The organism is Micromonospora siamensis (genome assembly GCF_900090305.1).
GTDB lineage: Bacteria > Actinomycetota > Actinomycetes > Mycobacteriales > Micromonosporaceae > Micromonospora > Micromonospora siamensis.
Window position 1 is genome coordinate 1,266,041 of sequence record NZ_LT607751.1, and the last position, 22,008, is coordinate 1,288,048.

Below are 22,008 nucleotides of genomic sequence, written 5' to 3' on the forward strand. Positions count from 1 at the left end.
TCTCCCAGGTAGCGCCATAGAGTTGCCCTCATGGCGCAGGACGTGACTCATCTCGCAGGACGACCGGCTTTTGCCACGGCCGGTCGACGCGGTATGAGCGTCAATGCGAAAACGTCGGAATGTAGCGCGGGTGAGCTGCCGGCGGCACCGACGTGAACCCGATTCCGTGATGTAGCGACAGCGGCATCGTGGGGGAAAAGGCTGCGGAATTCAGTACGGAAGAAGTCTGTGCACCGCCCGGAATGCGATGAGGGCGGCGGCACTCCTGCGGCTCGAGCGTGATGACTCACTGGTCTGTACCTGTGATTTCAGGTAAAAACTCGGCAGCAAAGGGCATCTGATTCGCAATGGGTGAGGAAATCGTCGAAGCGTGTTACCCGATGACGCCCACGCAGCAGGGCGTCATGTTCGGAAGCGATTTCGGGGGAAAGCCCGGACTGTTCCACGTGCAGGTGGAACTGCGCATCGAGCACGAGTTGCGGATCGATGTGTTCCGGGAGAGCTGGCGGCTCGTCGCCGACCGGCACAGCGCGCTCCGGACCGGTTTCCGTGACCTGCGCGGCCAGCGCCCGTCGCAGGTCGTCCGCCCGAACGTCGACGTCCCCCTCGTCCTCGCCGACTGGCGCGGGCTGACCACCGAGGAGCAGCGGGACCGGCTGGCGGCGCACCGCCGGCAGGATCTCGCCGACGGGTTCGACCTCACCGAGGCCCCACTGTGGCGGCTGCACGTCGCCCGGCTGGACGAGAACCTCTATCAGGTCCTCTGGAGCCTGCACTACATCGTCCTGGACGAGCCGAGCCAGGCGATCGTGCTGCGCGAGGTCGAGGCGTACTACGCGCAGCTGACCGGCGGCGCGGCGGCCCGGCTGCCCGAGCCGACGCCGTTCGAGGAGCACGTACGCCGGCTGGACGGCCTCGACCTCGCCGAGGCCGAGCGGTTCTGGTCCACCGAGCTGGCGGAGGTCGCGTCGGCCGCGCCGCTGCCCGTGGAGCGCAAGGCCGGCGCCGTCACCGACCCGGCCGTGGACGACGGTTACGACCAGCGCGTCCTGGTCCTCGACGAGGAGCGGACCGCCCGCCTGAGGCAGGTCGCCGAGGAGCGTGGCCTGTCGCTGGCCACGGTGGCCCGAGGCTGCTGGGCCCTGCTGCTGAGCCGGTACGCCGGCACCGACGACGTGGTCGTCGGCGTCACCGTGCCCGGACGCTCCGGCGACCTGCCCGGGGTCGAGCGGATGGTGGGCCTGCTCATCAACACGCTGCCGTTGCGGGTACGGGTGCCCGGCGCGACGCCGTGGGCCGAGTGGATGCGCGGGCTCCAGGACCGGTACGCCGAGCTGCACCGCCACGAGCACACCCCGCTGCTGTCGATCCAGCAGTGGAGCCGGGTCGGCTCGGGCAATCCGTTGTTCGAGACGGTCCTCTCCGTCGACGAGGCCGAGCCGGCTCCGGGCGGCGCGCTGGCCATGACCCGGGTACGCGAGGAGACCCGGGCGCCCTATCCGTTGCGGGTGGTGGTCGCCCCGGGCAGGCAGTTGACGGTCACCGTCCACTTCGACACCGCCCGGTTCGACGGCGCGACCGTCGAGGCGATGCTGGCGCACCTGGACCGGCTCCACGCCGACCTGGTACGCCTGCCCGACGCCCCGCTGGGGCAGCTGTCGATGCTCACCGACGTCGAGCACACCCGGCTGGTCCACGAGTGGAACGACACCGACCGGCCGTACTCCCGGGAATCCCTCATCCACCAGCTCTTCGAGCAGCAGGTACGGCGGACCCCGGACGCGACGGCGCTGCTCTTCGGCGACCGGAGCTGGACCTACGCGGAGCTGAACCGGCAGGCCAACTGGATCGCCCACCACCTCGTCGAGCTGGGGGTCGGGCCGGGCAGCCACGTGGCGATCCTGATGGAACGCGCCGCGGAGATGGTGCCGGCCCTGCTGGGCATCCTCAAGGCCGGCGGGATCTACGTCCCGTTGCAGGCCAGCGCCCCGGTCAAGCGCTGGCACTGGATCCTGGACTCGCTGGACATCGGCTGCGTGCTCACCCAGCGGGAGCTGGTGCCCGCGCTGCTGAGCGCCGACCCGCTGCCCCGGCTCGCCCACCTGGTCTGCCTGGACGACGCGGACGGCGACGCCGACGCGGACGGCGAGCCGCTGTCCGCGCACCCGTACCAGCTGCACGGGCCGGCCGACCTGGCCGGACGGTCGCCGGACGACCTGCCGCCGCGGGGGACCGCCCAGGACCTGGCGTACATCATCTTCACCTCGGGCTCGACCGGCACCCCGAAGGGCGTGATGGTCGCCCACCACGCGGCGGTCAACCTGATCGAGTGGGTCAACCAGACCTTCGCGGTCGGCCCCGACGACCGGATGCTCTTCATCACCTCGCTCAGCTTCGACCTCTCGGTCTACGACGTGTTCGGCATCCTCGCCGCCGGTGGTTCGATCCGGCTGGCGTCCGGGCCGGACATCCAGGAGCCGACCCGGCTGCTGAAGATGCTGGCCACCGAACCGATCACCTTCTGGGACTCGGCGCCGGCCGCGCTCATGCAGCTCGTGCCGTTCCTGCCCCCGAGCGGCACCGGGGCGGACGCCGTCGTCTCCACCTCGCTGCGGCTGATCTTCATGAGCGGCGACTGGATCCCGGTGAACTCGCCGGACATCATGACGGCGGCGTTCCCGAACGTCCAGGTCGTCGGCCTGGGCGGCGCGACCGAGGCGACCGTCTGGTCGAACTTCTTCCCGATCCACCAGGTCGACCCCGGCTGGACGAGCATCCCGTACGGCAGGCCGATCCAGAACGCCCGCTACTACATCCTCGACCGCAACCTCCAGCCCTGCCCGGTCGACGTGCCCGGCGACCTCTACATCGCCGGCGACTGCCTGAGCCTCGGCTACGCCGGCGATCCCGGGCTCACCGCCGGCAAGTACCTCGCCTCGCCCTTCGACCACGAGCCCGGCCTGCGGATCTACCGCACCGGCGACATGGCCCGGTGGCGGGCCGACGGGAACATGGAGTTCCTCGGCCGCACCGACTCGCAGGTCAAGATCCGGGGCTACCGGATCGAGCTCGGCGAGATCGACACCGTGCTGAGCCGGCACCCGGTGGTGCAGACCGCGACCACGCTGGTCCGCCAGGACCAGCCCGGTGGCGCCTCGCTCATCTCCTACCTGGTGCTCGACCCGCTGAACGCGCAGGCCGCCGTGCAGGGCGAGGAGACCACCCTGCTCGACGACCGGCTCAGCCACTGGCAGCAGGTCTACGACAGCTTCGACCAGCTGGAGGTGACGCCCACCGAGGACGGCGCCGACTACTCCGGCTGGACCAGCAGCTACACCGGGCAGGCCATCCCGCTGGACGAGATGGAGGCCTGGCGGCAGGACACCCTGGCCCTGGTCCGGTCGTACCGGCCGCAGGAGCTGCTGGAGATCGGCTGCGGCACCGGACTGCTGCTCTTCCCGCTCGCCGAGGGCTGCCGCCGCTACCACGGGACCGACTTCTCCGGCGCGGTGCTCGACTCCGTACGCCGGCGGCTGGACACCATGCCGCGGCTGCGCGACTCGGTCACCCTGTCGCAACGCACCGCCGACCAGCTCGCCGACCTGCCCGCCGCGGCGGTCGACACGGTGCTGGTCAACTCGGTCGTCCAGTACTTCCCCGACGTCAACTACCTGCTGCGGGTGCTGGACGGCGCGCTGGACCGGGTCGCCCCCGGTGGCCGGATCATCGTCGGCGACGTCCGCAGCCTGCCGCTGCTTGAGGCGTTCCACGCCGACATCGAGCTGAGCCGGGCGGCGGACGGCACCACCCGCCAACAGATCTGGCAGCGGGTGCGGCAGCGGGTGCAGCAGGAGAAGGAGTTGACCCTCGACCCGGTCCTGTTCCACCGCTGGGCGGCCCGAACCGGCCGGATCCACCGGGTGGAGATCCGGCCCAAGCGGGGCCACCACCGCAACGAGCTGACCCGGTTCCGCTACCAGGTGGTGCTGCACGTCGGCGAGCCGCTCCCCGCCGACGCCCCGGTCCCACCGGTCACCCGCGTCGAGGACTGGTCGGCCGCCGGCCTGACCCTGCCCGCCCTGCGGGAGACCCTGGACCGGGAGCGGCCCGACCGGCTGCGGCTATGCCGGGTGCCCAACGCCCGGGTCGCCGCCGCCACCGAGGGCCTGCGTTGGCTCAGGGGTGACTCCAGCGTGGACACCGTCGAGGGGTGGCGGGCGCAGGAACCGGCCGACGCCGGGGTGGACCCCGAGGACGTCTGGGAGCTGGCGGAGCAGGCCGGCTACACCGCGACCATCAGCTGGGCCGGCCACGGTTCCGACGGCGGCTACACCGTCCTGCTGGAGCGGGCGGGCGTCGAGCCGGCCGGCATCGACGCGGAGGAGCGCGTCGAGGTGCGGTCCGGCGACGACGGCGACTGGCAGCGCTGGGCCAACCACCCGCTCCGGGCCGAGATCGAGGACCTGCTCGTCCCGCAGGTCAAGGCGTACCTGCGGGATCGGCTGCCGGACTACATGGTGCCGGCCGACTTCGTGGTGCTGGACGCGCTGCCGGTCACCTCCAGCGGCAAGCTCGACCGGCGGGCGCTGCCGCTGCCCGGCGCCGCCCCGACCACCGGCGCCGCCGGCTATCTGCCGGCCCGCAGCACCACCGAGGCGCTGCTGGTCTCGATCTACGAGCAGGTGCTCTCGCGCGGCCCGATCGGCATCCGGGACGACTTCTTCACCCTCGGCGGGCACTCCCTGCTGGCGGTCCAGCTCTCCGCGCGGATCCGCCAGGTCTTCTCGGTCGACCTGCCGGTGCACAGCTTCTTCGACCTGCCGACCATCGCCCAGCTCGCCCCCGAACTCCAACGGCTCCAGGACGAGCAGCAGCCGCTGCGGCTTCCGGCGCTGGTGCCCGTACCCCGGGACGCCCCGCTGCCGGCGAGCTTCGACCAGCAGCGGCTCTGGTTCCTCGACCGACTCAACCCGGGCAGCAACTTCTACACCGTCAACTGGCTCATCCCCTGGTCGGCGGCGATCCCGGGCAGCGTCCTCTCGGCCGGCCTGGACGAGATGCTCCGCCGCCACGAGACCCTGCGGACCACCTTCCGCGAGGAGGACGGCCAGGTCTGGCAGGTCGTGGCGGACCAGTGGCGGGTCGAGGTGCCGGTGGTCGACCTCACCACGCTTCCCGCCGAGGAGCGCGAGGCGCGGGCGCAGGAGGAGATCCGGCGCCGCTGGGCCGAGCCGTTCGACCTGGTCACCGGCCCGCTGCTGCGGACCGTGCTGGTCAGCCTCTCCGACACCGAGCAGGTGCTGGTGCTCAGCGCCCACCACACGGTCTTCGACGGCTACTCCATCGGCCTGTTCGGCCAGGAGTTCCTCCGGATCTGCCAGGCGCTGGCCGAGGACGCTCCCGGGCCGCTGCCGGAGCTGGCCGTCCAGTACGCCGACTACGCCGTCTGGCAGCAGAACTGGCTGCGCGAGGACTGGCTGGATCTCCACCTGGCCTACTGGAAGGAGCAGCTGGCCGAGGCCCCCGAGCTGCTGGCCCTGCCCACCGACTTCCCGCGCCCCGAGGTGCAGCGCTACCAGGGTTCCTTCCTGCGCCGGCAGTTGCCCGCCGAGCTGACCGACGGGATCAAGCGGCTCAGCGGCGAGTCCCAGGTGACGAACTACATCACCATGCTCGCCGGGGCGGCCGTCCTGCTCTCCCGCTACAGCGGGCAGGACGTGGTGGTGATCGGCGTGCCGATCGCCAACCGGCACCGGGCCGAACTGGAGCCGATCATCGGCTTCCTGGTCAACACGGTGGCCCTGCGGGTGGACCTGCGCGGCAACCCGCGCTTCTCCGACGTGCTGCTCCAGGTCCGCCGGCAGCTCTTCCAGGCCCAGGCCCACCAGGAGATCCCCTTCGACCGGGTGGTCGAGGCGCTCTGCCCCGAGCGGAACCTCGGCTACAACCCGATCTTCCAGGTGATGGTCGCCGACGAGAGCCTGCCCCTGCTGGAGCACGTGTCGGACCAGGTGCGGGCCGAGCCGTGGATGCACCGCCTGGTCGAGGAGGGGATGAGCCTGCGGGTCTCCCGCTTCGACCTCGTCCTCATGGTCCAGGAGGACCCCGAGGGGCTCCGGCTCGGCTTCGAGTACAGCACCGACCTGTTCCGGGACCGCACGATCGCCCGGATGGCCGACCAGTTCGAGGTGCTGCTGGAGTCGGCGCTGGCCCGGCCGGACGAGCGGGTCCAGGACCTGGTGATGCTCCCCGAGGCGGAGCGTACGCGGATCCTGGGCGACTGGAACGTCGCCTCCCGCTCCGGCGGCGAGCCGGCGTACCTGCACGAGTTGTTCGCGGCCCAGGCGGCGCGGACGCCGGACGCGGTGGCGCTGGTCCACGGGGACGAGCAGCTCAGCTACCGCGAGCTGGACGCCCGGGCCAACCAGTTGGCGCACGCGCTGCGGGCCCGGGGCGTCGGGCCGGACGTGCTGGTCGGGCTCTGCCTGGACCGGTCGGTGGAGGTGCTGGTCGGCCTGCTCGGCATCCTGAAGGCCGGCGGCGGTTACGTGCCGATGGACCCGCGCAACCCCCGGGACCGGCTGGCGTTCCTGGTCGAGGACGCCGGCCTGCGGCTGGTGCTGACCCGGTCGCACCTGAACGAGAAGGCGGCTGCGGCGGGCGCGCCGACGGTCTGCCTGGACACCGGGTGGCCGACCATCGCCGCCGAACCGACCGAGGCGCCCGCGACGCCCGGCCTCACCCTGGACAACCTGGCCTACATCATCTACACCTCCGGCTCGACCGGCCGGCCGAAGGGCGTGATGGTGGCGCACCGCTGCCTGAACCACGTGGTGCCCTGGGTGCGGGAACACGAGTGCCTCAGCCGGCCGCAGCGGGTGTTGCAGGTCGCGTCGTACTCCTTCGACTTCTCGGTCTGGGAGATCCAGCTCCCGCTGCTCACCGGCGGCACGCTGGTCGTCCCGAAGCCGGGCGTGCACATGATCGGCCAGGACCTGCACGACGTGCTGGTCGAGCAGGCCGTCGAGAGCCTGAACTTCACCCCGGGCGCGCTGGCCACCCTGCCGCCCGGCGGCCTGCCGCACCTGCGCACGCTGATGGTCGGTGGCGAGGCGTACCCGGCGGACCTGATCCGCACCTGGGCGCCGGGCCGGACCTTCTTCAACGTGTACGGCCCGACCGAGACCACCATCTACACCACCGGCACCCTGATCGACGAGCACCTCGACGTGCTGCACATGGGCCGCCCGATCACCAACGTCGAGACGTACGTCCTCGACCGGCACCTCCAGCCCGTCCCGGTCGGCGTGCCCGGCGAGCTCTACATCGGCGGCGCCGGCGTCACCCGTGGTTACCTCAACCGGCCGGAGCTGACCGCCGAGTACTTCGTGGCGAACCCGTACGGCGAGCCGGGCAGTCGGCTCTACAAGAGCGGTGACCTGGTCCGTTGGCTGCCGGACGGGAACATCGAGTTCGTCGGCCGGGTCGACCAGCAGGTCAAGATCCGGGGCTTCCGGATCGAGCTGGGCGAGATCGAGGCCGCCCTGATCCAGCATCCCGGGGTGCAGGGCGCCGCCGTGCTGGTGAAGTCGGAGGCGAACGTCAAGCGGCTGGTCGCCTACGTCGGGTCGGCCGACGGCGTCTCCGTCGACGCGCTCCAGGCGTTCCTGGGCGAGCGGCTGCCCGGCTACATGGTGCCGAGCATCTTCGTCCCGCTGGACGCCGTGCCGCTCAACTCCAACGGCAAGGTGGACCGGCGGGCCCTGGCCGCCCTCCCCTGGCAGGAGCACGCCACCACCGTCAAGGGCGAGTACGCGGCCCCGCGCAACCCGGTCGAGGAGCAGCTGGCGGAGGTCTGGCGGTCGGTGCTGGGCACGCCCGACCCGGTGAGCGTGCACGACAACTTCTTCGCCCTCGGCGGCGACTCGATCCTCAGCCTCCAGGTGATCTTCCGGGCCAAGCAGCTCGGCCTGCACCTCACCGTCCGGCAGCTCTTCCAGCACCAGACCATCGCCGAGCTGAGCCCGGTGGTCACCCGGCAGGACGCGACGGTCGTGCACGCCGAACAGGGCGTGGTGACCGGGCCGGTGGAGCTGACGCCGATCCAGCGCTGGTTCTTCGACCAGCGGTTCGCCCAGGCGCACTGGTTCAACCAGAGTCTGCTGCTGGAGGTGCCGGTGGAGCTGTCGCCGGACCGGTGGCAGCAGGTCCTGGCCCGGTGGCTTGCGCACCACGACGGGCTGCGGGCGCGGTACGCCCCCGACGACGACGGCTGGCACGCCGAGCTGACCGACCCGCCGCGCACCCTGCCCTGGCAGCTGCACGACCTGTCGTCGGTGCCCGCCGGGCAGCAGGCCGACCGGCTCGCCGAGCTGGCGGAGCGGGCCCAGTCCGAACTGGACCTCGCCGAGGCGCCGCTGTTCCGGGCGGTGCTCTTCACCGGGCTGGCCGACGGCCCGGACCGGTTGCTGCTCGCCGTGCACCACCTGGTGGTGGACGTGGTCTCCTGGCGGATCCTGCTGGAGGACGTCACCGCGCTGGCGGAGCAGGCCCGGCAGGGCGCGGAGCTGAGCCTTCCGGCCAAGTCCAGCTCGTGGCGGCAGTGGGCGCGGCGGCTGGAGCAGGAGGCGCGGAGCGGGACCACCGTGGCCGAGCTGCCGTACTGGCGAGAGCAGGTGGCGGCCGTCCAACCGCTGCCGCTGGACGGGCCGGTCGACGCCGACACCACCGGCCGGGCCCGGACGCACGAGGCGGTGCTGAGCCGGGAGCGGACCCGGGCGCTGCTGCGGGACGTGCCGGCCGCCTTCGACACCCGGGTCAACGACGTGCTGCTCACGGCGGTCGCCGCGGCGGTCGGCGGCTGGACCGGCGACGGCCACGTCCGGGTCGACCTGGAGGGGCACGGCCGGGAGGACCTCTTCGACGACGTGGACCTGTCCCGCACCGTCGGCTGGTTCACCACCATCTCCCCGGTGCGGCTGCCGGTGCCCGCCGGCACCGACCTGGCCGCCGGGCTCAAGGAGATCAAGGAGCTGCTGCGCCGCCGGCCGCGCCACGGCATCGGGTACGGGCTGCTGCTCGGCACCGAGGCCGGCGCCGAGCTGCGCGACGCCCCCGCCGCCCAGCTCAGCTTCAACCACCTGGGCACCTTCGACGGAGCCAGCAGCTTCGCCACCGCGTACGAGGCGGTCGGCTCGGACATCGGGCCGGAGAACCACCGCCCGTACCCCGTCGAGGTGGTCAGCCGGGTGCAGGACGGCGAGCTGCGGATGCGGTGGACGTACAGCCCGACGGCCCACCGGCCGGAGACCGTCGAGCGGGTCGCCGGGGAGGTGCTGGCCGCCCTGGACCGGCTCGCCGACGAGGCCCGCCGGCCCGACGTCAGCGGCTACAGCCCGTCCGACCTGCCGGCCGCCGGCCTGGACCAGGCCGCCATCGACGCCCTGGTCGGCCAGCTCCGGGAGCTGCCGCAGTGGCGGGACAGCGACCGGCCCCGCCCGTTGGAGGACGTCTACCCGCAGACGCCGTTGCAGCAGGGCCTGTGGTTCCAGAGCCAGTACGCCCAGGGCCAGGGCCTCTACCACGTCCAGTTGATCCACGACATCGACCAGGAACTCGACGTGGACCTGTTCCGGCGGGCCTGGGCGGAGGTGATGCGCCGGCACCCGATCCTGCGGACCAGCTTCTGGGCGATCGAGGACCACGAGCCGCTGCAACTGGTCTGGCGGCAGCTCCCGGTGCCGCTGGAGGTGCGGGACTGGCGTACCGAGCCGGCCGAGGCGGAGCTGGCGGGGTACCTGGCGCAGGACCGGGTCCGCGGCTTCGAGCCGCAGGAGGTGCCGCAGTGGCGGATGCTGCTCGCCCGGACCGGCGAGCACAGTCACCACTTCGTGCTCAGCATGCACCACGCCATCCTCGACGGCTGGAGCTACGCGCTGCTCCTGGCCGAGGTGGTACGCAGTTACGAGGCGCTGCGCGACGGTCGCCCGGAGGCCCTGGCCCCGGCCCGGCCCTACCGGGACTACGTGGCCTGGTTCCGCGAGCAGGACATGGCGCAGGCCGAGCGGTACTGGCGGGAGACGCTGCGCGGGATCGAGGCGGCCACCCCGTCGAGCATCGAACGCCACGACCCGGTCGGCGCGGAGTCGACCGGAACGGTCAGCCACGCCGAGGCGGAGCTGCTCTTCGACGCCGAGGAGAGTGCCCGGCTCCAGGAGCTCGCCCAGCGGCACCGGCTCACCCTGAACACCGTCCTGCAGGGCTGCTGGGCCCTGCTGCTCGGCCGGTACGAGGACACCGACGACGTGGTCTTCGGGGTGGTGGTCTCCGGCCGGCCCGCCGAGATCCCCGACGTGGAGCGGATGACCGGCCTGTTCATCAACACGCTGCCGCTGCGGATCCGGATGCCCGCCGGCTCGTCCTGGGTGGACTGGATGCGTGGCCTCCAGGAGCAGAACCTCCAGATGCGGCAGTACGAGTACAGCCCGCTGGACCGGGTGCGGCGCTGGAGCGGGCTGCCGTCCGGGGCCGAGCTGTTCAACAGCCTCTTCGTCTTCGAGAACTATCCGGTGGAGGAGGCGTCCGACACCGCGCTGCGGCTGACCAGGCCGCGGTCCGAGGAGCGGATCCACTATCCGCTGGGTGTGGTGGCGACGCTGCGCGACGGGCGCCTGCACGTCACCGTCCAGTACGACCCGAGGCGCTTCGAGCGGGACACCGTCGAGCGGCTGCTGGCGCACCTGCGGCACCTCTGCACGCAGGCCGTCGAGTCGCCCGACGCCCCGCTGGCCCGGTTCTCGATCCTCAGCAGGTCGGAGCACCAGCAGGTGCTCCAGCAGTGGAGCGCCGCACCGGACGACGCCCCCGACGCCGACCTCGACCTGGCCGACCTGGATCTGGCCGATCTGGACCTGGCCGACCTGGTGGCGGAGATCCAGCAGCTCTCGTCAGCCGACCTCCTCGCACAGATCAACAATTCTTCGCCTGCTGCAGAGAAGAGTGAAGCAAATGAATGAGCGTCTCCCTCAGCACATCGCCGAGCTCTCCGCCGAGCAGCAGAAACTGCTGCGCCTGCGGCTGGCGCAGCGGAGGCAGCAGACGGAGCGCCCGGCATGTTTCCACGAGCTGTTCGAGGCGCAGGTCCGCCGGTTCCCGGACCGGGTGGCGCTGGTCGCGGGTGAGGTCCAGCTCAGCTACGCAGCCCTCGACGAGCAGGCGAACCGGCTGGCCCACCTGCTGAGGGCCCACGGCGTGGGACCGGAGACCCTGGTCGGGCTCTGCCTGCCCCGGTCGCCGGAGATGGTGGTCGGCCTGCTGGCGGTGATGAAGGCCGGCGGCGCGTACGTCCCGCTGGACTCCGGCTACCCCCGCGAGCGGCTGGCGTACATGGCCGCCGACGCCGGGCTGGCGGTCCTGCTGACCCGGCGGTCCCTGGCCGACCTGCTGCCCGGCGGCGACGCGACGGTGCTGGACGTCGAGACGGTCTGGCCGCGGCTGGCCGAGCAGCCGGCGACCCCGCCGGCCAGCGGGGTGACCGCGGAGAACCTGGCCTACGTGATCTACACGTCCGGCTCCACCGGGCGGCCCAAGGGGGTCCAGGTCCCGCACCGGGGGATCCGCTCCCTGGTGGCGTGGCAGCGCGAGAACTACGGCCTGGACACCCCGCAGCGGGTCCTCCAGAGCACCTCGCTCAGCTTCGACATCTCGGTCTGGGAGCTGTCCACCGCCCTGCTTTCCGGCAGCAGCCTGGTGCTCGCGCCGCCGGAGCTGAAGATGATCGGCACCGACCTCGCCGACTTCCTCACCGAGCAGGCGATCGAGAACATCGGTCTCACCCCGTCCGCGCTGGCCACCCTGCCGGCGGCCGAGCTGCCGGCACTGCGCCCCATCGGCGTCGGCGGCGAGGCCTGCCCGCTGGACCTGGTCCAGCTCTGGGCCGCCGACCGGGGCTTCTTCAACGGGTACGGTCCGACCGAGACCACGGTCGCGGTCAGCCTCGCCCGGTTCGGCCCGGACCTGGAGCGGGTCCACATCGGACGACCCATCCCCGGGGCGCAGCTCTACATCCTCGACTCACGTCTGCAACCGGTCCCGGTGGGCGTCGCCGGTGAGCTGTACGTCGGCGGCAACGGGGTGGCCCGCGGCTACCTGGGCCGGCCGGAGCTGACCGCCGAGGTCTTCGTCGCCGACCCGTTCGGGCGGCAGCCCGGCGGCCGCCTCTACAAGACCGGTGACCGGGTCCGCCACCTCGCCGACGGCACGATCGAGTTCCTGGGCCGGATCGACGCCCAGGTCAAGATCCGTGGTCACCGGGTCGAGCTGGGCGAGATCGAGAGCGCGCTCACCGGCCACCCCCGGGTACGCGCCGCCGCCGTGCTGGTGCACGGCGAGGCCGACGGCAAGCGGCTGGTCGCGTACGTCGTCGCCGACGACCCGCTGCCCGTGGAGGACCTTCAGGCCCACCTGGCCGACCGGCTCCCCGCGCACATGGTGCCGAGCATCTTCGTCGCGCTGGACGGCCTGCCCCTGGACCCGAACGGCAAGCTGGACCGGCGGGCCCTGGCGGCCGTGGACTGGCAGGCGCACGCCGACACCGCCCAGGGCGAGTACGTCGCGCCGCGTACCCGGGTCGAGGAGCAGTTGGCCGAGATCTGGCGGGCGGTGCTGGGCGTGGCCCACCCGGTCGGCGTGCACGACAACTTCTTCGCCCTCGGCGGCGACTCGATCCTCAGCCTCCAGGTCATCTTCCGGGCCAAGCAGCTCGGCCTCCAGCTGACCGTCAAGCAGCTCTTCGAGCACCAGACCGTGGCCGAGCTGGGCGCGGTGGTGGTGCGGCAGGACGCGCCGGTCGTGCACGCCGAGCAGGGCCCGGTGACCGGGCCGGTGGAGCTGACGCCGGTGCAGCGCTGGTTCTTCACCCAGCGGTTCGCCCAGCCACACTGGTTCAACCAGGCGCTCCTGCTGACCGTGCCGACCGACCCGGCCCCGGAGCAGTGGCCGGGCCTCCTGCGGCGCCTGGTGGAGCACCACGACGGGCTGCGGGCGCGGTACGCCCCCGACGGCGACGGCTGGCGGGCGGAGCTGGCGGCGCCCGGGGCGGAGCCGGTGTGGCAGGTGCACGACCTGTCGTCGGTGCCCGCCGGGCAGCGGGCCGACCGGCTCGCCGAGCTGGCGCAGCAGGCCCAGCGCGGCTTCGACCTCGCCGAGGCGCCGCTGTTCCGCGCTGCGCTCTTCACCGGCCTGGACGACGGGCAGCACCGCCTGCTGCTGGTGGCGCACCACCTGGTGGTGGACGTCGTCTCCTGGCGGATCCTGCTGGACGACCTGGCCACCCTGGCGGCTCAGCTCCGCGACGGCCGGGACCTCGTGCTGCCGCCGAAGTCCACCTCCTGGCAGCAGTGGGCGCGACGGCTCGGGCAGGAGGCGGCCGGCCCGGCCAGCGCCGCGGAGCTGCCGTACTGGCTGGAGCAGACCGAGGTGACCCGGCCGCTGCCGCTGGACGGGCCGGCCGACGACAACACCGCGGCCCGCGCCCGGGTGCACGAGGTGAGCCTGAGCCGGGAGGAGACGCAGGCCCTCCTCCAGGAGGTGCCGGCCGCGTTCAACACCCGCGCCAACGACGTCCTGCTCACGGCGGTCGCCGCCGCGCTCGGCGCGTGGACCGGCGACAGTCACGTCCGGGTCGACGTGGAGGGGCACGGCCGGGAGGACCTCTTCGACGACGTGGACCTGTCCCGCACGGTCGGCTGGTTCACCACCATCTCGCCGGTGCGGCTGCCGGTGCCGGCGCCGGACGCGCTCGCCGCCGGGCTCAAGGAGATCAAGGAGCTGCTGCGCCGCCGGCCCCGGCACGGCATCGGGTACGGGCTGCTGCGCGACGGCGGGACCGAGGCCGGCGCGCGGCTCCGGGACGCCCCGGCCGCCCAGCTCAGCTTCAACCACCTGGGCGAGTTCGACGGCACCTTCGCCGGTGACCTCGCCGCCGCGCCGGAGTCGGCGGGCACCGACGTCGGGCCGGACAACCAGCGGCTCTACCTGATCGACGTGGTGAGCCGGGTGCAGGACGGTCGGCTGCGGATGCAGTGGTCGCACCACGGGACCGTCCACCGGCCGGAGACCGTCGACCGGGTCGCCCGGCACACCCTGGACGTCCTGCGGCAGCTCACCGCCGCGGCCCGGGACGCCGACCAGAGCAGCTACAGCCCGTCCGACCTGCCGGCCAGTGGCCTGGACCAGGCCGAGATCGACGGGCTGGTCGGCCAGCTCCGCGAGCTGCCGGTCTGGCGGGACAGCGGAAAGCTCCGGCCGCTGGAGGACGTCTATCCGCAGACGCCGCTCCAGCAGGGCCTGTGGTTCCAGAGCCAGTACGCCCAGGGCCAGGGCCTCTACCACGTGCAGGTGGTGCTCCGGATCGAGCGGGAACTCCAGGCCGACCTCTTCCGGCAGGCCTGGGCGGAGGTGATGCGCCGGCACCCGATCCTGCGGACCAGCTTCTGGGCGGTGCCCGACCACGAGCCGCTGCAACTGGTCTGGCGACAGATCCCGGTGCCGTTGGAGGAGCGGGACTGGCGCGCCGAGCCGGCCGACCAGCAGCAGGAGCACCTGGACGCGTACCTGCGCCGGGAGCGGGTGCAGGGCTTCGAGCCGCACGAGATCCCGCAGTGGCGGATGCTGCTGGCCCGGACCGGCGACGACGACTACCGGTTCGTGCTGAGCGCGCACCACACCATCCTCGACGGCTGGAGCAACAGCCTGCTCCTGGCCGAGGTGGTGCAGAGCTACGAGGCGCTGGTCCACGGGCGGACCGACGCCGTGGCGCCGACCCGCCCCTACCGGGACTACGTCGCCTGGCTGGGCGAGCAGGACATGCAGCAGGCGGAGGCGTACTGGCGGGAGACGCTGCACGGGATCGACCAGGCCGCCCCGCTGAGCGTGGAGCGCAAGCGGGAGGCGCCGGCGCAGGGCGCACCCGAGCCGGACCGGTCCGCGTCGGTCGGTGTCTTCCTCGACGAGGACGAGACCGTGGAGCTCCAGGAGCTGGCGCAGAGCCACCACCTGACCCTCAACACGGTGTTGCAGGGCTGCTGGGCCCTGCTGATGAGCCGCTACAGCCGCAGCGACGACGTGATCTTCGGTTCGGTGGTCTCCGGGCGTCCGCCGGAGTTCGAGGGCGCCGAGCGGATGATCGGCCTGTTCATCAACACCCTGCCGATCCGGGTCCGGGTCGCCGGCGACAAGCGCTGGCTGGACTGGCTGAAGGAGATCCAGGACCAGAACACCCGGCTGCGGCAGTACGAGTACAGCCCGCTGATCCAGGTCCAGCAGTGGAGCGGGATCCCGGCCGACGGGCAGCTCTTCGAGAGCCTCTTCGTCTTCGAGAACTACCCGCTGGAGTCGGACGACGAGAGCGCGCTGCGGTTCACCGTCGTCGACGCGGAGGAGCGGACCAACTTCCCGCTCAACGTCGTGGTCAACCCCGGCGAGCGGCTCGGCATCAGCATCCTCTACGACACCGGGCGCTTCGACCGCCGGACCATCGACGGGATGCTCGCCCACCTGCTCCAGGCGTGCCGGTCGCTGATCAGCTCGCCGCAGGCGCGGGTGGCCGAGCTCAGCCTCCTCGACGAGGTCGAGCGGGGGCGGATCCTGCACCGCTGGAACGTCGCCTCGCTCAGCCACGACGCCCCCGGTTACCTGCACGAGCTCTTCGCGGCGCAGGCGGCGCGGACGCCGGACGCGGTGGCGCTGGTGCACGCCGAGGAGCAGCTCAGCTACGGCGAGCTGGACGCCCGGGCCAACCAGGTGGCGCAGCACCTGCGCTCGGCCGGGGTGGGGCCGGACGTGCTGGTCGGGCTCTGCCTGGACCGGTCGGTGGAGGTGCTGGTCGGCCTGCTCGGCATCCTCAAGGCCGGTGGCGCGTACGTGCCGCTGGACCCGGGCTATCCGGCGGACCGGCTGGCGTTCCTGGTGGAGGACGCCGGGCTGCGGCTGGTGCTCACCCAGGCGCACCTGGCCGGGAAGTTCGCCGACATCGCGCCGACGTTGCGGCTGGACGCCGACTGGTCGTCGGTCTTCGCCGGCGAGCCGACCGAGGCCCCGGCGACGCCCGACCTGACCCCGGAGAACCTGGCCTACATCATCTACACCTCCGGCTCGACCGGCCGCCCGAAGGGCGTGATGGTGGCGCACCGCTGCGTCAACCACGTGGTGCCGTGGCAGCAGGAGCACGACTGCCTGGCCCGGCCGCAGCGGGTGCTGCAGGTGGCGTCGTACTCCTTCGACTTCTCGGTCTGGGAGATCCTCATGCCGCTGCTGACCGGCGGCACCCTGCACATCCCCCGGCCGGGGGTGCACATGATCGGCCAGGACCTGCACGACGTGCTGGTCGAGCGGGCGATCGAGAACCTCAGCTTCACCCCGGGCGCGCTGGCCACGCTGCCGCCGCAGGGCGTGCCGCACCTGCGCACGCTGGTGGTCGGTGGCGAGGCGTACCCGGCGGACCTGATCCGCACGTGGGCGCCGGGCCGCACGTTCTTCAACGTGTACGGCCCGACGGAGACCACCATCTTCGCCACCGGCACGCCGGTCGACGAGCACCTCGACGTGCTGCACATGGGCCGCCCGATCACCAACGTCGAGACGTACGTGCTGGACGAGCACCTCCAGCCGGTGCCGGTGGGGGTGCCGGGGGAGCTGTACATCGGCGGCGTCGGGGTGACCCGGGGTTACCTCAACCGGCCGGAGCTGACCGCCGAGTCCTTCGTGGCGAACCCGTACGGCGAGCCGGGCAGTCGGCTCTACCGCAGCGGTGACCTGGTCCGCTGGCTGCCGGACGGGAACATCGAGTTCGTCGGCCGGGTCGACCACCAGGTCAAGATCCGGGGCTTCCGGATCGAGCTGGGCGAGATCGAGGCGGCCCTGGTGCGGCACCCCCGGGTGCGCACCTGCGCGGTGCTGGTCCTGCCCGACGGTTCCGGCCAGCGACTGGTCGCGTACGTCGAGCCGGAGCCGGAGCCGGAGTCCCGGCCGGAGGTGGAGGCCACCGAGCTGGTGGCGGAGCTGCGCGGCCACCTGGGCGAGACGCTGCCCCGGCACATGGTGCCGTCCGCCTTCGTCTGCCTGGACCAGCTCCCGCTCAACCGCAACGGCAAGCTGAACCGGCGGGCCCTGCCGCTGCCCGAGGAGGCGGCGGCCGCGCCGCTGGCCGAGGGCGCCCTGCCGCGTACCCGGACCGAGGCCCTGTTGGCCACGATCTTCGAGCAGGTGCTGGGCCGCGCGCCGATCGGCATCTTCGACGACTTCTTCACCCTCGGCGGTCACTCGCTGCTCGCCGTCCAGGTGGTGGCCCGCATCCGGCACACCTTCGGTGTCGAGGTGCCGGTCCGGGTGATCTTCGAGAAGCCGACCATCGCCCAGGTGGCGGTGGAGCTGGAGGGCGTCCAGCAGGGCCAGCACACGCACCCGGTGGCGCCGCTGGTGCCGGTGCCCCGGGACCGGGCGCTGCCGGCCACCTTCGACCAGCAGCGGCTCTGGTTCATGGACCGGCTCAACCCGAACAGCGCCTTCTACACCGTCGGCTGGCTGCTGCACTGGCCGGCCGAGCTGGACCGGTCGGCCCTGGACCGGGCCCTGCACGGGCTGATCACCCGGCACGAGACGCTGCGCACCACGTTCCACCACCGGGACAACCGGGTCTGGCAGGTCGTCGCGGACGAGCCGGAGGTGGCGCTGGCCGAGACCGACCTCTCGACGACCGCGCCGGAGCAGCGGCAGGAGGCGGCGAAGCGGCTGGTCTTCGACTGGTGGGGCCAGCCGCTCGACCTTGGCGCCGGCCCGCTGCTGCGTACGCTGCTGATCCGCTTCTCCGCCACCGAGGCGGTGCTGGCGTTCAGCGCCCACCACACCGTGGTCGACGGGTACTCGATCCGGTTGTTCAACCGGGAGCTGCGCCAGCTCTACCAGGCCGACGTGGCCGGCGAGCCGTCGCCGCTGCCCGAGCTGGCCGTCCAGTACGCCGACTACGCCGTCTGGCAGCAGCAGTGGCTGGAGGAGGAGCGGCTGCGCCCGCACCTGGACTACTGGAAGGAGCAGCTGGCCGACGCGCCGGGGCTGATCACGCTGCCGCTGGACAAGCCGCGGCCGGCGGTGCAGACCTTCCGGGGCAGCACCCACACCGGCACGCTCTCGCCCGAGGTGACCCGCCAGGTACGCCAGGTCAGCGTCGACAACCGGACCACCCAGTTCATCACCGTGCTGAGCGCCTTCGCCGCGCTGCTGGCGCACTACAGCGGGCAGCAGCAGGTGGTCATCGGCGTGCCGATCGCCAACCGGAACCGGATCGAGACCGAACCGCTGATCGGCTTCCTGGTCAACACGGTGGCGCTCTGCGTCGACTTCACCGGCAACCCGGAGTTCGGCGAGGTGCTGCGGCAGGTCCGCTGGAAGCTGCTGGAGGCGCAGAGCCACCAGGAGATCCCCTTCGAGCGGATTGTCGAGGAGCTGAAGCCGGAGCGCAGCTCCAGCCACAGCCCGATCTTCCAGGTGATGTTCACCGGCCTGGACAAGATCTTCGAGAAGCTCCCCGAGGAGCAGGAGCCGGGCTGGATCCAGGACGTCACCAACGACGGCATGGGGGTCGCCAAGTTCGACGTGGGGCTCAGCCTCCAGGAGAAGGACGGCGCGCTCCAGTACACCTTCGAGTACAGCACCGACCTGTTCGAGGCGCCGACGATCGCCCGGATGGCCGGGCACTTCGAGACCCTGATCGCCGGGGCGCTCACCGCCCCGGCCACCCCGGTCGCCGAACTGCCGCTGCTCAGCACGGCCGAGCGCGATCGGCGGATCGAGGAGTGGAACGCCACCGGCGACGAGCGGCTGCTGGAGCCGGGCACCCTGCACGAGCTGTTCGAGAAGCAGGCCCGGCAGCACCCGGACCGGATCGTCCTGTCCTACGAGGACCAGCAGGTCAGCTACGCGGAGCTGGACCGGCGGACCAACCAGCTGGCCCGTGCCCTGCGCGCGGCCGGGGTCGGGCCGGAGTCCCGGGTCGGCATCTGCGCCGAGCGGTCCCTGGAACTGGTCGTCGGCCTGGTCGCCATCCTCAAGGCCGGCGGCGCGTACGTGCCGCTGGACCCGGAGCACCCGGCCGACCGGATGGGCTTCATGGTCGCCGACGCGCAGATCCAGGCGATCCTGGTGCAGCCGACGACCCGGGACCGGGTCGAGGCCACCGGCAGCGGGGTGCCGCTGCTCGACCTCGCCGGCCCCGGCGCCACCTGGTCGGGCGAGAGCACCGAGCCGCTGACCAGCGGGGTACGCGCGGACAACCTGGCGTACGTCATCTACACCTCCGGCTCGACCGGCAAGCCCAAGGGCGCGATGCTGTCGCACCGGGGCATCCGCAACCGGCTGCTCTGGATGCAGGACGAATACGGCCTGCGCGACGGCGACCGGGTGCTCCAGAAGACGCCGTTCAGCTTCGACGTCTCGGTGTGGGAGTTCTTCTGGCCACTGATCGTCGGCGCCCAGCTGCACGTCGCCCGCCCCGAGGGGCACCGCGACCCCGGCTACCTGGCCGAGACGATCGAGCGGCAGGGGATCGGCGTGCTGCACTTCGTGCCGTCGATGCTCCAGGCTTTCCTGGAGCAGCCGGGGGTCACCGACCACTGCCACGGGATCCGGCACGTGATGTGCAGCGGCGAGGCCCTTCCGCTGGACCTCCAGGAGCGGTTCCTGCGCCAGCTCCCCGGCGTACGCCTGCACAACCTGTACGGGCCGACCGAGGCCTCGGTGGACGTCAGCTTCTGGGAGTGCCGGCACGTCGAGGGCGCGACCACCGTGCCGATCGGCCGGCCGGTCGCCAACACCCAGCTCTACGTCCTCAACCCGGCGATGGCGCCGGTGCCCGACGGGGTGGTCGGTGAGCTGTTCATCGGCGGCGTCCAGCTGGCCCGCGGCTACCTGGGCCGACCGGAGCTGACCGCGCAGCACTTCGTGGCGAACCCGTTCGGCCCCGGCCGGCTCTACGCCACCGGTGACCTGGCCCGGCAGCGGCCGGACGGCGTGATCGAGTACGCCGGCCGCAAGGACCACCAGATCAAGATCCGTGGCCACCGGATCGAGGTCGGCGAGATCGAGGCGGTGCTCGCCCAGCACCCGGCGGTCCAGTCCTGCCTGCTGACCGTGCACGAGGTCGCCGCCGCCGACAAGCGGCTGGCCGCCTTCTACACCCTCGACGAGGGCAGGTCGGTCACCGTCGACGAGCTGCGGGACCACCTCGGGCGGCAGCTCCCCGAGTACATGATCCCCACGTACTTCGTGCCGCTGCCGGAGTTCCCGCTCAGCCCCAACGGCAAGGTGGACCGCAAGGCGCTGCCGGCGCTGGACGCGATCGTGCGCCAGGCGCAGGAACGGTTCGTCGCCCCCCGCACCGGGACCGAGCGGCAGCTCGCCGAGATCTGGACGCGGCTGCTGAACGTCGAGCGGATCGGCCTGCACGACGACTTCTTCGCCCTCGGCGGCCACTCGCTGCTGGTGGCGTCGCTGGCCACCGAGGTGCAGAACACCTGGGACGTCTCGCTGATGCTCCCGATGGTCTTCCAGAACCGGACGCTGGCGGCCCTCGCGCAGGTCATCGACGACAGCCTGGCCGACGAGGAGGGGGAGGAGGCGGATGCCGACGAACTGTTCCTGCTCTGACCGGGTCCCGGCCCACCGTCCGATCCCCACCACCCGCCCGACCGGCGTGAGGAGAACCCGATGATCGTTCCCACCAGGTCCCACACCGACCAACGGATCGTGCAGCTCGCCGCGGCGGTCGAGGCGGGCGACGACACCGCGCTGGAGACCTTCTGGAAGACCGTCGCCGCCGACGGCTCCCCGCTGATGGAGCCGATGCCGGACGACGAGTCGAAGACCCTGGTCACCTTCCTGTGGCGCGATCCCGGCGACACCCGCAACGTCCTGGTGCTCTTCTACAGCGCGCCGACGCAGAACGGGTTCGACGAGATCCTGATGGAGCGGCTGCCGGGGACGGACCTCTGGTTCAAGACCTACGTCCTCCCGTCCGACCTGCGGACCACCTACCTGCTCTCGGTCAACGACTCGCTGGAGCCGTACGGGACGTACGCCGAGGTGCTGGCCCGGATCCCCGGCTACCGGCCGGACCCGCTGAACCCGCGCGAGGTCACCATCCTGGACGACCTCGTGGTGTCGGTGCTGGAACTGCCGCAGGCGCCGAAGCAGCCGTGGAACATCGCCCGGCGCGGGGTGCCCAAGGGGAAGAACCACATGCACCTGCTGGACAGCGAGATCCTCGGCACCCAGCACCACATCACCGTGCACACGCCGCCCGGCTACGACCCGGACAACGCGGAGGCGTACCCGCTCTTCGTCCTCTTCGACGGGTGGGCGTACTTCAACTTCGCGGCGACGCCCACCGTGCTGGACAACCTCCTCTACGCCAAGCGGATCCCGCCGTTCGTGCTGGTCATGCACAGCAACACCGACCAGGCGATCCGGGCCCGGGAGTTGACCTGCCACGAGCCGTTCGCGGACTTCCTGGCCCGGGAGCTGATCCCGTTCCTGCGGGAGAACTACCGGGTCACCGACGACCCCGCGCAGACGTACGTGGGCGGCTCCTGCTTCGGCGGGCTGGCGGCGGCGTACGTGGCGTACAAGCTGCCGGAGATCTTCGGCAACGTGATCTCGCAGTCCGGCTCGTTCTGGTGGCCGGAGCGGGAGACGCCGGAGACCGAGATGGAGTGGCTGACCCGGCAGTTCGCCGAGAGCCCGAAGCTGCCCATCCGGTTCTCGATGGAGGTCGGCTCACTGGAGGCGGCGATCGTCGAGTTCGACCAGCTCGCCACCAACCGGAACCTGCGCGACGTGCTGCTGGAGAAGGGCTACGAGGTCGACTACTCGGAGTACTCCGGCGGTCACGACATGATCACCTGGCGCGGAACCCTGGTCAACCGCCTGCTCGCCCTCGCCGCCCGGAAAGGCTGACAT

Annotated in this window: 2 protein-coding genes and 3 pseudogenes; all 5 read left to right on the top strand. The window is 71.9% G+C overall.

The annotated features are described in order from the left end of the window. Positions 1–347: 347 nt before the first annotated feature. On the top strand, positions 348–11,015 hold the full coding sequence (locus GA0074704_RS05965; protein WP_088969570.1) for a non-ribosomal peptide synthetase: 10,668 nt from the start codon (positions 348–350) through the stop codon (positions 11,013–11,015). Next, positions 11,008–15,633, top strand: a pseudogene (locus tag GA0074704_RS29925) (amino acid adenylation domain-containing protein); the annotation flags it as partial. The gene GA0074704_RS05965 and the pseudogene GA0074704_RS29925, both read left to right, overlap by 8 nt. 132 nt (positions 15,634–15,765) lie before the next feature. Beyond that, a pseudogene (locus tag GA0074704_RS29930) lies at positions 15,766–17,139 on the top strand (non-ribosomal peptide synthetase); the annotation flags it as partial. Between the two features lie 114 nt (positions 17,140–17,253). After that, positions 17,254–20,697: pseudogene (locus GA0074704_RS29935) on the top strand (amino acid adenylation domain-containing protein); the annotation flags it as partial. 60 nt (positions 20,698–20,757) lie between these two features. Then, on the top strand, positions 20,758–22,005 hold the full coding sequence (gene fes, locus GA0074704_RS05975) for an enterochelin esterase (protein WP_088969572.1): 1,248 nt from the start codon (positions 20,758–20,760) through the stop codon (positions 22,003–22,005). Positions 22,006–22,008: the final 3 nt, after the last annotated feature.

Excerpts from the sequence above, each read along its gene's own strand:
- fes (WP_088969572.1), top strand. The coding sequence starts at position 20,758 with ATGATCGTTCCCACCAGGTCCCACACCGACCAACGGATCGTGCAGCTC.
- GA0074704_RS05965 (WP_088969570.1), top strand. The coding sequence starts at position 348 with ATGGGTGAGGAAATCGTCGAAGCGTGTTACCCGATGACGCCCACGCAG.